The organism is Variovorax sp. dw_954 (assembly GCF_018449755.1).
Taxonomy (GTDB): Bacteria; Pseudomonadota; Gammaproteobacteria; order Burkholderiales; family Burkholderiaceae_C; genus Variovorax.
Genome location: NZ_JAAVVD010000003.1, coordinates 305,230 through 319,212 on the forward strand (window position 1 = coordinate 305,230; position 13,983 = coordinate 319,212).

Annotated in this window: 13 protein-coding genes; 2 read left to right on the forward strand and 11 right to left on the reverse strand. The window is 68.0% G+C overall.

The window, feature by feature from the left end; translation table 11 throughout:
- Positions 1–29 precede the first annotated feature (29 nt).
- Together HB681_RS07545 and HB681_RS07550 are read left to right on the forward strand one after the other, a co-directional pair.
- Positions 30–566, forward strand: coding sequence for a tripartite tricarboxylate transporter TctB family protein (locus tag HB681_RS07545; protein WP_213954178.1), 537 nt, complete (start codon positions 30–32; stop codon positions 564–566).
- Between the two features lies 1 nt (position 567).
- Entirely contained in the window at positions 568–2,082 is a 1,515-nt protein-coding gene (locus tag HB681_RS07550) for a tripartite tricarboxylate transporter permease (protein ID WP_213954179.1), read from the forward strand.
- 31 nt (positions 2,083–2,113) lie between these two features.
- Here the strand turns inward: HB681_RS07550 and HB681_RS07555 are convergent, their stop codons facing one another.
- The 11 genes from HB681_RS07555 to HB681_RS07605 all read right to left on the reverse strand — a co-directional run bounded on the left by HB681_RS07555 (position 2,114) and on the right by HB681_RS07605 (position 13,966).
- On the reverse strand, positions 2,114–2,788 hold the full coding sequence (locus HB681_RS07555) for a hypothetical protein (RefSeq protein ID WP_213954180.1): 675 nt from the start codon (positions 2,786–2,788) through the stop codon (positions 2,114–2,116).
- 213 nt (positions 2,789–3,001) lie between these two features.
- Positions 3,002–4,141, reverse strand: coding sequence for a glycosyltransferase family 1 protein (locus HB681_RS07560; protein WP_213954181.1), 1,140 nt, complete (start codon positions 4,139–4,141; stop codon positions 3,002–3,004).
- Positions 4,138–5,745, reverse strand: a complete 1,608-nt coding sequence (locus HB681_RS07565) for a hypothetical protein (RefSeq protein WP_213954182.1) — start codon at positions 5,743–5,745, stop codon at positions 4,138–4,140. The genes HB681_RS07560 and HB681_RS07565 overlap by 4 nt, the downstream gene beginning before the upstream one ends.
- Positions 5,721–6,665, reverse strand: a complete 945-nt coding sequence (locus tag HB681_RS07570; protein ID WP_213954183.1) for a glycosyltransferase family 2 protein — start codon at positions 6,663–6,665, stop codon at positions 5,721–5,723. The genes HB681_RS07565 and HB681_RS07570 overlap by 25 nt, the downstream gene beginning before the upstream one ends.
- Before the next feature lie 16 nt (positions 6,666–6,681).
- Positions 6,682–7,275, reverse strand: coding sequence for a hypothetical protein (locus tag HB681_RS07575; protein ID WP_213954184.1), 594 nt, complete (start codon positions 7,273–7,275; stop codon positions 6,682–6,684).
- Positions 7,272–7,892: a hypothetical protein gene (locus tag HB681_RS07580; protein WP_213954185.1), complete on the reverse strand. Its 621-nt coding sequence runs from the start codon at positions 7,890–7,892 to the stop codon at positions 7,272–7,274. Before HB681_RS07580 ends, HB681_RS07575 begins: the two co-directional genes overlap by 4 nt.
- Before the next feature lie 32 nt (positions 7,893–7,924).
- Positions 7,925–9,058 carry a glycosyltransferase family 4 protein gene (locus HB681_RS07585; RefSeq protein ID WP_213954186.1) on the reverse strand — a complete coding sequence of 378 codons (1,134 nt, stop codon included), beginning with the start codon at positions 9,056–9,058 and terminating at the stop codon, positions 7,925–7,927.
- A gap of 15 nt (positions 9,059–9,073) precedes the next feature.
- Positions 9,074–10,510: a polysaccharide biosynthesis C-terminal domain-containing protein gene (locus HB681_RS07590; RefSeq protein ID WP_213954187.1), complete on the reverse strand. Its 1,437-nt coding sequence runs from the start codon at positions 10,508–10,510 to the stop codon at positions 9,074–9,076.
- Complete coding sequence (locus HB681_RS07595) at positions 10,507–12,012, reverse strand: O-antigen ligase family protein (RefSeq protein ID WP_213954188.1); 1,506 nt, start codon at positions 12,010–12,012, stop codon at positions 10,507–10,509. The genes HB681_RS07590 and HB681_RS07595 overlap by 4 nt, the downstream gene beginning before the upstream one ends.
- A complete protein-coding gene (locus HB681_RS07600; RefSeq protein WP_213954189.1) occupies positions 12,009–12,581 on the reverse strand; it encodes a hypothetical protein in 573 nt (190 codons plus the stop codon). The genes HB681_RS07595 and HB681_RS07600 overlap by 4 nt, the downstream gene beginning before the upstream one ends.
- Entirely contained in the window at positions 12,578–13,966 is a 1,389-nt protein-coding gene (locus HB681_RS07605) for a Wzz/FepE/Etk N-terminal domain-containing protein (RefSeq protein WP_345944639.1), read from the reverse strand. Before HB681_RS07605 ends, HB681_RS07600 begins: the two co-directional genes overlap by 4 nt.
- Positions 13,967–13,983 lie beyond the last annotated feature (17 nt).

A 13,983-nucleotide genomic window follows, 5' to 3' on the forward strand; every position in this document is an offset into this window, starting at 1 on the left:
CACGCACGCCCCGAATCCGGAAAAGACAAATGACAAATCCAGAAATCGCGGCGTCGCCGCAGGCGGGCGCCTTGTGGCCGCAGACCCTGGTCGGGGTCGGCGTGTTGTTGACGGGCCTGCTGCTCGCGATGGGCGCCATCGACATCTCGTCCGAGGCGGGCTACGGCGGTGTCGGCCCCAACTTCCTGCCGTGGCTGGTGTCGATCGTGCTCACGATCTGTGGCGCCTGGATCATCTGGGAGGCGCGCACCGGCGGCTTTCGGGAACTGGAGGCGGCCCCGGACGAGGAGCCGGCCTACTGGCCCGGTTTCGTCTGGGTGTCGGCCGGGCTGCTGCTCAACGCGGCGCTCATCACCACGCTGGGTTTCATCCTGAGTTGCACATTAGCCTATGTGCTGGCCGTGCAGGGCCTGCGCCGCGCCAACGGGCAGGCCGCGGCCAACCAGCCGCGCACGTGGCTCCTCGACTGCCTGACGGGCTTCCTGATCTCGGCCCCGGTGTACTGGGCTTTCACCAAGTTCCTGGCGATCAACCTGCCGGGCCTGACGCAAACGGGATGGCTCTGACATGGACATCTTCAACGCACTCATGCACGGGTTCGCGCTCGCGATCACCCCTGCCAACCTGCTCTGGTGCCTGGTCGGTTGTGCGCTCGGCACGGCCGTCGGCGTGCTGCCCGGCATCGGCCCGGCCGTCGCGGTGGCGATGCTGCTGCCGATCACGGCCAAGGTCGAGGTCACGGCCTCGATGATCTTCTTCTCCGGCATCTACTACGGCGCGATGTACGGTGGCTCGACCACTTCCATCCTGCTCAACACGCCCGGGGAGACGGCCAGCATGGTGACGGCCATGGAGGGCAACAAGATGGCCAAGAGCGGGAGGGCGGGCGCGGCGCTCGCCACTGCGGCCATCGGCTCCTTCGTGGCAGGCTCCATCGCCACGGTCATCGTCACCTTGTTCGCGCCTTTCGTGGCCGAGTTCGCGGTCAAGCTCGGCCCGCCAGAGTACTTCCTGCTGATGCTGCTGGCCTTCACCACGGTGAGCGCGGTGTTGGGCAAGAGCACCTTGCGCGGCATGACGGCGCTCTTCGTCGGCCTGGCTGCGGGCTGCGTCGGGCTCGACCAGATCTCCGGCCAGGGCCGCTACACCGGCGGCGTTCCGGAACTGCTCGACGGCATCGAGATCGTGCTGGTCGCGGTCGGGCTGTTCGCCGTGGCCGAAGTGCTCTACGCAGTGTTGTACGAAGGCAAGGTCGTCGAAGGGCAGAACAAGCTGAGCCGCGTGCACATGAGCGCGGCCGACTGGAAGCGCTCCATCCCGGCCTGGCTGCGCGGCACGGCCATCGGCACGCCCTTCGGCTGCATCCCGGCGGGCGGCACCGAGATCCCGACCTTCCTCAGCTATGCCACGGAAAAGAAACTGGCCAAGCCCGAGCACAGGAAGGACTTCGGCACCGTCGGCGCCATCGAAGGCGTGGCGGGCCCCGAGGCCGCCAACAACGCGACGGTGACGGCGGCGCTGATCCCCTTGCTCACGCTCGGCATCCCGACCAGCAACACCACCGCCATCCTGCTCGGCGCCTTCCAGAACTACGGCATCCAGCCGGGGCCGCAACTGTTCACCACCTCGGCCGCGCTGGTCTGGGCGCTGATCGCTTCGCTCTACATCGGCAACGTGATGCTGCTGGTGCTGAACCTGCCGATGGTCGGCCTGTGGGTGAAGCTGCTGAAGATCCCCAAGCCGCAGCTCTATGCGGGCATCCTGATCTTCGCGACGGTGGGCGCCTACGGCATGCGCCAGAGTTCCTTCGACCTGTTCCTGCTCTACGGCATCGGCATCCTGGGCGTGCTCATGCGGCGCTTCGACTTCCCGACCGCGCCGGTGGTGGTCGGCATGATCCTGGGGCCGCTGGCCGAGGCGCAACTGCGCAATGCCATGTCGATCGGCGAGGGCAGTGCGGTGGTGTTCTTCCAGCGGCCGATGTCGATTGCGCTGGTCGTCATCGTGCTGGCCGTGCTGATCCTGCCGCGCCTGGCCAAGCGCTTCAGCGATCGCAAGGCGCAGGCGGCGCTGGTCTCCTGACGATTGCTCGCGTGAGTCGCGGCGGCGCTATCTATCGCAGCGCCGCCGCGACGCGTTCGGCGATGCGGGCCATGCCCCAATCATGCGGATGCGCGTTGACGGCGGCATTCGCAAATTGGGTCCCCTGGCGGTCCTGGCTTGCGGGATCGGGGTGGATGTCGCCGATGTCGATGTAGCGCCCGCCGCGCAACATGCATTCCTGCCGGATGATGGCGTCGGTCGAGGGGTTGCGCCACCAGGTCGAGAGGCAGACGAGACGCAGCCCTCGTGATGCCGTCGCCAACAGCTTGCTGTAGGCCGCTGCGAAGGGCGCGAGGTTTGCCGGCTGCACGTTGTCCCCGAGTTCTACGACCACCAGGGTCGTGGCGTCGATGCGGGGGGCCATCTCCGCAATCCGGCCCGCATTGGCCACGGGGTCCTGTTCGAGGCTGGAGAAGCTGAAGACCGACACGGGCAACTTCAGGGCATCGCCCGTCAGGTGCGCGTAGTCACTGGCCTGGGCCGATGCCGCCATGCCCCAGTGATTCGGCCAATCCAACGCCTTGTTCTCCGGATGAAGCGTCAGGCTGTTGCCGATGAAGGCGATGCGCGTGGCCTTTGCCTCCGGGGCGGGAGGTGTCGCGGCGATGGCTGTGTTGCCAACCGGAGTGATCCAGAGGCAAGCGGCAAGGCCGATGAGCAGGCCGAGTTTGGCGAAGATTTTCATTTCCGTAGCGATAGGGCCGGCTTTTCGATGAGATGCCAGGACGGCATCGCGAGCAACAGCGTCTCAGTGACAGCGACACAAGTCAATGTCCATGTGTCAACTCCCGGCAGCATGGCGGCGGTGCACCGGTGCACCTGAAATGCATAGACATACACGCCGTGGGAATAGTCGCCGACCCGGCTGTAGGCGCAAATGACCGGGATGACTTGGGGGTCACGGCAGGTCCTTCGCAAAGTGCTGCCGGTACGCCGCCACCATCACCTGCGCCGACGCACGCCAGTTGAATCGCGCCGCCTGCGCAATGCCCCGCTCGATGGCGCGCGATCGAGCGATCGGGTTCGACAACAGCGTCGATACGGCCGCCGCGATGGCGGTGGGAAAGTTGGGGTCGGCCGTCAGCGCGGCGTCGCCGGCGACCTCGGGCAGGGAGGTCGTGCTCGACGTCACGACCGGCACGCCGCTGGCCATCGCCTCCGCGACCGGCATGCCGAAGCCCTCGGCAAAGGTCGGATAGACGAACACCGCCGCATGGCGCAACAGCGCGGGCAGGCCATGGTCCGGCACCTTCTCCATGAAGCGCACGTCCTGCTCCAGCCCCAGCGTGCGCACGGCGTCGAAGATGGGTTCGCTGTGGAAGTCGCGCTGGCCGATGATCACCAGCGGCATCCGTGGTCCGGGCAGCAGGGCGTAGGCGCGCAGCAGGTTCAGGTGGTTCTTGCGCGGCTCCAGCCGGCCGACGGTGCAGAGGTAGCCGCCGGGCTCCAGACCGGCGCTGCGCACATAGTCGGCGCCCTCGGCGCCCGGATGGAAGCGCGTGGTGTCGATCCCGTTGGTGGTGATCGCGATGCGCACCGGGTCGATGTCGTAGAGCCGCGCAATCTCCCCGCGCGAGAACTCGCTCACCGTGAAGAGCAGGCTGGCATGGCGCATCGCGATCATGCTCGTCACGCGGGACATCCGGACGAAGTTGGGCGTGAAGTACTGCGGGTGCGTCTCGAACAGCGTGTCGTGGATGGTGCAGGCGCAGGGCCCCAGTCGCAGGAAGGGCAGGCGGTACTGCATGTGCAGCAGGTCGATGTTGTGCTTGCGTTGCAGCAGCGCCAGTTGCCACCCCAGGCGCGCCATGCCGCCGGCATGGGGTACTTCGATCAGCTCGACGTTGGGCGCGTTGAACACCGGGTATTCCGCACGCAGTCGCGCGGTGTTGCCCAGCAGGAAGACGAAGTCGATCTCGGGCGCCTGCACGATCGCCTCCTGGTAGACACCGAGGATGTGGCTGCGGCTGCCCTGGAAGATGCCGTCGAAGGTATGGAAGTCCACGCCGACGCGCGGGCGGGGAGGAGAGGCGGTCATGAGCTGGGAATGTCCACGGTGATGAGCGCCACGCTGTGCGGGGGCAGGCGCGCGCTGAGTTTCTGGTTGGCACGGACCTCGAGCGGGGACTCGCTGCGCGCGAGCATGTCGGGCTTGTCGCCGGCGTCGAAGACGTCGTCGGAGGACAGGAGGCTCATGCGCGCCTGCGCGGCGCGGACGGCGCCGAAGCCGAACTGCCCCAGCGCGGCGCGCCGGGGGTCCTTGTTGATGACGATCATGCGCAGGGCCGCGCGGCCTCCGCTGGCATCGGCGCGCGTGGCAAGGATCTCGACCAGCGGCATGGCATCCACGGCCTCCACCTGGCCGATGCTTGCGACGCGCACGGTTTCCGACTGCACGGCGGCCTGGATGCGCTGCCCCTGCAGCGCCTCGCCCATCAGCTGCAGGACCTGGAAGGCCGGCCTCGGGAACGCACCGGCATGGATCGCGCCGAAGAGCCCGTTGGCCGACAGCGACCAGTAGTTCGCCAGCAGGACGTCGGGCGTCTCGGCGAACACGCGCAGCACATCGGCCAGGAAGATGGCGCCCGCGGGCGCGCTGGTCCATTTGTCGGATGGGCCCCGGCCCAGGCTGAACAGGGCGCTGTATTCGGTCACCGCCAGCGGCAGCTTCTGTCCTGGCCGCACGTCGGCGAGCAGTTGTCGCATGACGCCGAAGTCGCGTTTCACGGTGAGCGCACCCGCCGCTGCGCCCCAGTACAACTCGGCCGGCGACATGCCGTGCTTGTAGCCGAAGGGCATGTAGGCGTTGTGCAGGCACGCGTAGTCGAAGCGCTCGGTCACGGTGCCGAGCACCTTGCGCGTGAAACCGGGGTAGGGCGTGACCGGCAGGCCGGCGCGCTGGTCGGTGGTCAGCGGCAGGCCGATGACGATGTCGGGGTCGACCGCGCGCATGGCGCGGATGAAGGCGTTGACGCGCCGCGCGAATTCCTGCGGCGGCAGGTTGACGTCAGCGCGCGACTCTTCCTTGAGATAGGGCTCGTTGCCCATTTCCCAGTACGCCACGCGCGGCAGCTTGCGGCCGGTGATGCGCGATGTCATGCGCCCCACGTTGGTGGCCGCCACCCAGCGCGCCGCTTCCTCGGCCGTGCCGGTCACGATGTTCACGGTGATCAGCGGCTGGGCGTCGACCGCCTCGCACAGTTCGAGAAAGCGCCGCGTGTCCATCAGCGTGCGCTGGCGCTCGCGGCTGAAGACATGTTCGTTGACGGGCGCCTCCCAATGGAACACGTCCGAGAACGTGCCGCCCGGAAAGCGCAGCACGGTGGGCCCGAGACGGCGCGCCATCGCGAGCATGGCCGGCGCGAAGCCGCCGTCCTGCTTCACCATGTTGTCCCCGCCGTACACCCAGCCGACGTTGCTGCCGAGCACGCGGCGGTTGACAGGCGTGCCCGCCGCCCGCGCGTCGATCGTCACGTCGAACGCATGCGACTCGTTGCTGGGCGCGAACGTCGCATCATCCGGGCCCGCGGGACCGGGCCGCGCCCGGCACGACGACTGCAGCAGCATCCCGCCGGCCCCGACGGCCAGCGTCGAGCCCGCGAGCCAGGCACGCCGCGTCAGTGGGTACGCAGGATGGCCCATGCGCGTCGCATCATGTCCTGGCTCGACCGGGCCCTGCGGTCGAAGCCGCTGTCGGGCTGGAAGGTGCCGGCCACCTGGTACATCAGCCAGCGCAGGCCGAAGCCCGAAACCGTGATGACGTCGTACACCCGCAGGCCGCGTCCGCCGCGCATCTGCCGGTAGAACTGGCGCGGCCCCTTGAGCGACGACAGCAGGACATCGCCTTCCTGCTTCTTCATGCTCGCGCCCTGGTAGTGGATGATCGAGACCTTCGGGCTGTAGACCACGCGGCCGCCTGCCTGCTTGAGGCGATGGCAGAGCTCCATGTCCTCGCCGTACATGAAGTACTCGGTGTTGAACAGGCGTCCGTCGAGCTTGCTGCCGCGCAGCATCATGCAGGCGCCCGAGACCCAGTCGACATCGATGTCCTCGCGCACGTCATGGTCCAGGTAGAGCGGCAGCGGCCGCCATGCGGCGGGCAGCAGGCGGTCGAGGAAGAAGTTGTGCGTCATCAGGTTCAGCAGGCGCGGGTAGGCGCCGCCGGTCCAGCGCTGCAGCGTGCGGTCGCCGTTGAGCAGGCGGCAGCCGATCACGGCGACCTCGGGCGATGCGTCCATGGCCTTGACCAGGTCGACGATGGCGTTGGGCTCCGCCACCGTGTCGGGGTTCAGCAGCAGGACATAGGGCGCCTCGCAGAACTCCAGCACCTGGTTGTTGGCGCGGCCGAAGCCGACGTTGTCGACGTTGGCGACCAGGTGCACCTGCGGGAAGCAGTCGCGGACCATGGCGGTGCTGCCGTCGCCCGACGCGTTGTCGACGACGATCACCTGCATGGCGTCGGCCGGGAGGCCTCCTTGCTCGTAGACCGACTTGATGCAGGCGTGCAGCAGTTCGCGCACGTTCCAGTTGACGATGATGATGCTGACCAGCGGTTGTTTCATGTCTTCGTTCATTTGTTCAGGCCCGGTTGGCGCCATCGCGGATGACGCGGGGCCGATCCCAGAGGACGAGCCCGCCTTCGGGCACGTCGAAGGTGACGAGCGCGCCCGGACCGATGTGCGCGCCGTTGCCGATGCAGACCGGGCCGAGCACGTTGGCGCCATAGGCCAGGACGACGTCGTCGCCGATGACGGGGTAACCCGGGCCGCCGCCGATGTCGTCCATCGCCATGCCGCCGCCGATGGCGCTGCAACCGTTGATGGTGATGCGCGCCCCGAGCTTTCCGAACACGTTCACGCAGGTGGCGTGTGCAATGAGCGCCGAGGGGCCGATGGAGGTGGTCGGTGGTATCTCGGCACGCGTCAGGTACAGGGCGAAGAGCGACACCATGCGCGCCATGCCTGTCCATCCCTTGACGTAGAGGCAGCGCGAGACGCGATGGAACAGAAGCGCCTGGAAGCCGGGCAGGCAGAAGAAGTAGGCGCGATGGGCCCACGAATCCGGCATTTGCAGGTGCTGTGCGACACGGTCCAGGTCGGTGCCGATGAGGCGACGCGTTTCACGCCATCCCGGGCTTTTCCGTTCGAGCGAAGGCAGGGTCGACGCGGTCATTGATCGCTGCCTCCCGAGGGGGCATGGGCGACATCCCCGTCCGTGGTCCGCGTGATGCGCGACAGCGGCGCGGCCACGACGGCGCCGGCCGGTATGTCGCGCATGACCGCCGCGCCAGGGCCGAGCCGCGCACCGTCGCCGACACGGATCGGCCCGAGCACGATCGACTTGATGGCCATGACCACGTTGTCGCCGACCACCGGCAGGCCCGGCCCGCCACCGATGTCCTGGCTGTCGAAGCCGCCGCCCGTGCCGCCGTCGCCCATCAGCGTGAAGTTGCTGCCGATGCACCCGCAGAGCACGACAGGGCAGTGGCCGATCATGCAGCCGGGGCCGATGGACGTGGCGGGCGGGATGTCCACGCGCGTCACGTAATGGTTGAACAGGTACATCAGGTTGGCCAGCGTGCGCCAGCCACGCAGGTAGGCATGGCGGTAGAGGCGGTAGAGAAACACACCCTGGAAGGACGGCAGCAGGAACCAGAACACCTTCCTGGGCAGCGTCACGTTGTCGCCCATCAGCGGGACGAAGCGGGCGAAGTCCTGCCGGATGCACGCGCGCGTCTCGGCCCAGCGCATCGGAGCGTCCTTCGGGGGCGTCGCAGTCGAATGGTCCATGGCAGTGCGGAAGGTTCGGAATGGGTGTGTGCTCAGGCCCGGGCCCGGGCCCGGGAGCGCTTGTGGCGATGCCGGTCCATCACGTCGAGATAGAAGCGCTCCTGCGCATCGGCCACCGCGTTCCAGTCCCAGCGCCTCGCGTATTCGCGGGAGCCTTCGCCGAGACCTGCCAGGTTTTCCACGGGCGCGTGGAGCAGCACGCGCATCGCGGCCGCGTAGGCGTCGACATCGAATGCCTTGACCCGGGGGCTGAAGGGCGACGCCACTTCGTTCATCGGCGCGATGTCCCAGATCACGGTCTGCCGGGCGGCGGCGTTGGCCTCGGCGATGGTCATGCCGAAGGTCTCGGTGCGCGACGGCATCACCACGAACCGGCATCCCTCCAGCAGCCGCAAGCGTTCGGTCGCATTGAAGGGGCCGGTGACGCGCACCCAGCGCCGCAAGTCGTGGCGCTCGATCAGTTGCTGCAGTTCCTGGGGCTCCTGCACCGTGCCGGCCAGCGTGAGCACTTCGCGCTCGGCCTCGGGAATCCGTGCATAGGCGGCGAGCAGCAGGTCGATGCCCTTGGCCCGGATCTCGATGCGGCCGAGGAACAGGATGCCCATGCCCGGCAGTGGACTGGTTTCGAACAAGGCGTCATCGACGCCGTTCGCGACCACGCGGCAGTTGGCCTTCGGGTGCCGCCCCTCGATGAAGGTCCGCATGGCTTCGGTCAGCACCACGAAGTTGTCGTACAGGCGCACGCCGTACTCCTCGCCCCAGTGGAATGGCAGCTTGAGCCTGCGGGTGTAGGCGCGGGCAAAGAACCATTGCACCGATGCGATCAACGGGCGGTCCCGGTGCCGGAACAGCGGCGTGTACGTGGCCGACGACGGCGGCATGAAGTCTTCCACCAGCAGGTCGTGGTCGAAGCGCCGCACGGCGCGGGGCAGCGAGGCCAGGTAGGTGATGTGGTGCGACGAGCCGTGGTTGCGGATCTTGCGGCCGAGGCGCACGTAGCGGATGCCGCTGCGGTGCATTTCCGGCGTCGATCCCGCGAAGGTCGGCGTGAGCACCGTGATCTCGTGCCGCAGGGCCAGGCGCTTGTAGATCTCGTAGGTCCGGATGGGACCGCCGCCAGAGAGCGGGTTGCCCATGTCATCCGGATCGAGGTGGAGGATTCGCATGTCTCGCGGGTCCTTTCAGGAGGGGGTACGGTTGGTCAGCAACGCCACGTCGGCGCGCAGCGTGCGCCAGGGGTGGCGGCCCAGCGTTCCCAGCAGGACGACCGTCGCCGCATAGGCCGCAGGCGCCGCCACCGCAGCCGCCAGGGCGCCATGGGGCAGCGCCAGCGACATGGCCGCCACGCCGGCCGCGCAGCCGGCCATGAGCCGCGCGATATGGAGCCAGGGCGGGGGCATGCCGAGTTCGCGCACCGCCCAGCGCAGGCGCCACATCACACGCACGCACAGGCCGATCACGACGGACGCGGCGGCACCGGTGGGCCCGAAGCCGGGCACCAGCGCGCCCAAGGCCAGCACCAGCGCCACGAGCCCGAGGGTCAGCGATCGCAGGTCGTGCCGCTGCGCGCTGGCCGCCAGCATCGTGGACGACAGGATGACGTCCACCATCATGATGGCGGCGGCGAAGATCAGCCAGCGCAGCCCCGCCGCGGCCGCGGCCATGTCGGGGCGATAGAGCAGGTCGATCACCGGCTGCGCGAATGCGGCGGCCATCATCGCGAACGCCAGGCCCAGCAGCAGGCCGATGCGCACCGACAGGCCGAGCGTCGTGCGGAACTGCTCGCGCGCCGACAGGAACTGCCTGGACAGCGTGGGCAGGACGACCAGCGCGGTCACCGTCGGAAGCATTTGCGCCGCATCGTAGAGCCGCGAGCCGGCCGAGTACGTGGCCACGTCGTGCAGGCCGCGCAGGTGCGACAGCGTCAGCACGTCGAGCCGCGACACCAGCGCCGCGACCACGGCGATGCTGAAGAACACAGGCACCTCGGACCAGTTGCGCTTCTGCAGTTGCCAGGTCCAGGCGCCCAGCCGCGGGAAGGGCATCATCGAATGCAGCGCATAGAGCAGGGCCGCGAGGAAGCGCAGCACCAGGAAGACGGTGAACACGCCCACCAGTCCATGGCCGAGCCAGACGCAGGCAATGGCCAGCACCGTGCGCAACAGTGCCTCGATGAAGTAGAGGCGCGCCACGTCGGCCACGCGTTCCTGCGCGAGCAGACCCGCTTCGGCCACGATCGTCCACGCCGTCGGCAGCAACGAAAGCGCGACCAGGCCGAAGGACAGCGCGATGTCGCCGCTGTAGGAGACGTGGCCCCATGTCGCCACGATCGCGGCCAGCAGCACGCTGACAGGTGCGGCGAATGCGAAGGCGTTGGTGATCTCGACCGGCAGGCTGCCCGGCGTGGTGGCGACCCGGCGCATCAGCGGCACGGTCAGCCCCAGCAAGGGCAGCAGCTGGACCATCAGGAACACGTTCATCAACAGCGAGAAGCCGCCCAGCGCCTCGGTGCCGAGCATCCGCGACAGCGCCCAGAACAGCCCGTAGTTGAGCGCCGCGGTCGCGAGGCGGGAGCCCATGGCCGAGCCCAGCGCCACCAGGAACTTGCCGCGCTTCACGTCGTGCGCTCCCGGTCGGCCTGCAGCGTCAGCGCCTGCAACACGCCGGCGGCCAGCCAGAACAGGTAGACGCGGATGTCGACGTAGTAGTTGTCGGAGTTGAAGAACAGCGCTTCGCCGACGACCGCCGCCGACAAGCCGATTGCAATGGCGAAGGTGCCGTGGTCCTGCCAGCGGGAAAGCGGCCAGGGCAGCCGCACGAAGCGCCACAGCAGGTACACGAACAGCAGCATCGCCGGAATGCCCAGTTCCGCCGCCACGAGCAGGAAGTGGTTGTGCACCACCAACTGGTGCAATGCTTGTTGATAGGCCTCGGTGACGTTGGCGAACAGCGGCGTGGCGTATTCGAATGCCGCGCGGTTGTAGTCCCCGAAACCCACGCCAGCGAAGGGATTGGCCTGGATGATGGTGAAGGCCATGTCCGCCAGCAACACGCGCGATTCGAGCGAGCGGTTGTCGGGTGCGGTGAGGCGCAGCAGGATCGCCGGGTAGAGGGCGACCACCACGAGCGCGCAGGCGATCAGGGCCATGAACATCAGGGCCAGCTGGGGCCGGCTGACGAGTCCCTTGCGGACGTAGACGGCCACGATGACGAAGGTGGCGAGCGCAGCGCTGGCCCACCCGCCGCGCGACAGGGTGATCAACAGGACCATGGCGCCGCCCAGGGCCGTCACCGCGGCCATCCACCATGCCGAAGGCGGAATGCGCGCGGGCCCCAGCAGGCACAGCGCCATGGCGGGCGGAAGCACGATGACCAGGTAGTGCGCGAGCGAATTGGGGTGGTTCATGAACCCCGAAGGCCGGTACGTCGACACGCCGCCGCCGAAGTCGACGCTGGCGCCAAAGGCCAGTCCCTTGGATCCGGGCAGCGTCAGCGGCGACTGGGTGATGGCTTGCAGCGCCACGTAGACGATCGACAGGAGCAGCACCGCCAGCGAGGCCTTGACGACCAGCCGCACGTCCGAGGTGTCCCGGATGGTGTGCGAGGCCACGTAGAAACCGATCACGGCAAGGGAATACGCCGCCGCACTGCCCAGCGACAACAGGCCCTGGGCCGCACCGAAGCTGCGGATCCAGATGAACACCATGAAGCCCAGCGCCAGCCAGTCGAGCCGGGTCATCGGTGGCCAGCGCCGCTCCAGCAGCGCGCGATGTCCCAGCCAGGCGACCAGCAGCGCCAGCAGCGCCATGTGGGAAAGCGTCAGGTACAGGCCGGGTGAGTAGTAGGGGCCGGCGGGAAAGTACAAGGACGTCAGCGGCGAGATGATCGCCTTGCTGATGTCGACGGGCGCGAGGAAGAACACCGCGGCCAGCAGCGGCCGCCGCAGCTGCCGCGTGGCCAGTGCATAGACCGCCGCCGCGATGACGCCCAGCCCCGCCACCTGCAACCCCGTGGACTCCGCACCGAGCAACGATGCCATGCCGAGCCCGCCCAGCAGCACGCCGGCCGCGAGAACAATGCACTCGAAGCTGGAGGTGGCGCGGCCCGGCCAGGTGTTCAATCGCCGCCGATCCACGAAGGCAGGGGCTGCGGCGCGCGATTCAGCACGACGCCAGTGATGTCGGTGGGCGCGATCGCAGCCTCTCTCAACGCGCGCCTGACCTTCTGCGGAGACGTCCGGACCGAGTCGACCACCAGCAGCACCGCGTCCACGCGCGCCAGCAGCGCGCCGCAGTTCGCGATCACCGGTCCGTCGATCAGGCTGAGCCTGAAGCGCGTGCGCAGCGCCACGATCCCCGCGGCCACGGCCGCTGCGTTGTAGAGCTCGTCGGGCCGCTGCTCCTGCGAAACCGGGATGTAGAACAGGTGCGGCGTTTGCGTGGCGTGAACCGATGTGTCCACCAGCCTGGTGCCCATGGTCGCATCGATGAAGCCGGTGGAAACCATGCCGATGTCGCCAAGGGTGGACTGGGCGGATTCGTGCGCGAGCATTCGCGACACGAAGCTTTTGCCTTCGCCAGCGACTGCGCTGGTCACCAGCACCACATGTCCGCCATCGTTGCGGACGGGCAGTTTTTCCAGCATGGCCAGCGCGAGGCGGGCTGCCAGGAGCGAATCAGGATTTTTCATTTGCGGGGGCGTCCGGCGGCGTCTTGCGGGGTGGGGCTGGCAGGCCTGTCGGCGAAGGTCGGCAGTGCGCCAAGCACGGGGGCGCCTAGCAAACGCTCGACCTCGCGCCGGCTTTGCATGCGCGGACAAAGGAACTGCTTCAACGTGACCAGGAGCAGGCCGAGCAAGAAGCCGGCGAAGGGGCCGGACAGGGCGACAAGCTTCTTCCTGCGCGCTTCGCGCCCGTCGGGCACGCTTGGTGGATCGACCACGATCCGGCCGTCGAGCGCCGCTGGCGTCAGCTGCATGTAGATGTCGATCTGGTCGAGCTTGCGGCGCAGTTCCACGTAGCGGTCCAGCGCCAGCGAGCGCTGGCGCTCCAGCCGGTTGAAGGCCGCGGCATTGGCAGCGGTCGAGCGCACCTGCGAGGCAAGGCGGGCCCGCATGTCGGCCACGCGCTGCTTCAGCTTCCTGACGCCGTCGGCGTCGTCGGTGAAGGTCTGGCGAAGCTCGTCGAGCTGGCCCTGGAGCTCGAGGTACTGCGTGACCAACTGGGCGTTCGCGGTTTCGTTGGCGCCGCGGCCGGTCTCGCGGCGCGTGCCGACCGCGCCGGTGGCCGCGCCTGCCAGCGTGGCCGATGCGGTGAGGTCGGTGTCGTGGCTTTCGCGGACCGCAAGTTGCACCATGGCGTCCTCGGCGCTTTTCAGTTCCGCCTGGGTCGATACGATCTGTGACTTCAGCAGGTTCGTCGTCGCCGTGCCGAGGCGCCGGTTCTGCTGCGTGCTGACGCGCAGGTAGGCGTCGAGCATGCCCGCGAGCGCGCGCTGCGCGACTTCGGGATCGGTGCTGGCAAGGCTGACCTCGAGCACATTGGACGTGGTCTCGGCCGTCTTGGAGCGCACCGGCTCGATGCTCATGTTGGCCAGCATGTCGTCTGCGATCCGGCCCTGGCGGGTGGCGTTGTCGGTCTTTTCCGGTGCGTCCAGGGCGGGAAAGGTCTCGGCGAGCATCGACTTGGCGTTTGCGATGGCCGACACGGGAAGCTGCGAAGCCTGGACGCCGAGCTTGTCGACCACTTCGAGGGCGTTGGTGCGGTTGAGCACAAGCGCCATTTCGGTTTCGATCTTGCGGCTGACCGGCTCGGCGAACTGGGATTCGCGGTAGGCCGCGATGCCCGACAGGAACGACGGCGTGCCGATCTGGTCGATCTGCACCAGCATCCGTGCAGTGGATGTGTAGACGGGCAGTTGCGCGAAGTACAGGCCTAGCGCAAGCGCCGAGACAAGCACCGTGCAGCTTGCGATGAGCCGGCCGTTGCGCCAGAGCATGCCCGCGATTTCTCCGGGAGAGATGAGGGTCTGTGAAGTGGAAGGGCGGTCAGGGAACAAGGGCGTGGTGGCGGGCATTTGAGCTTGCGTTTTTC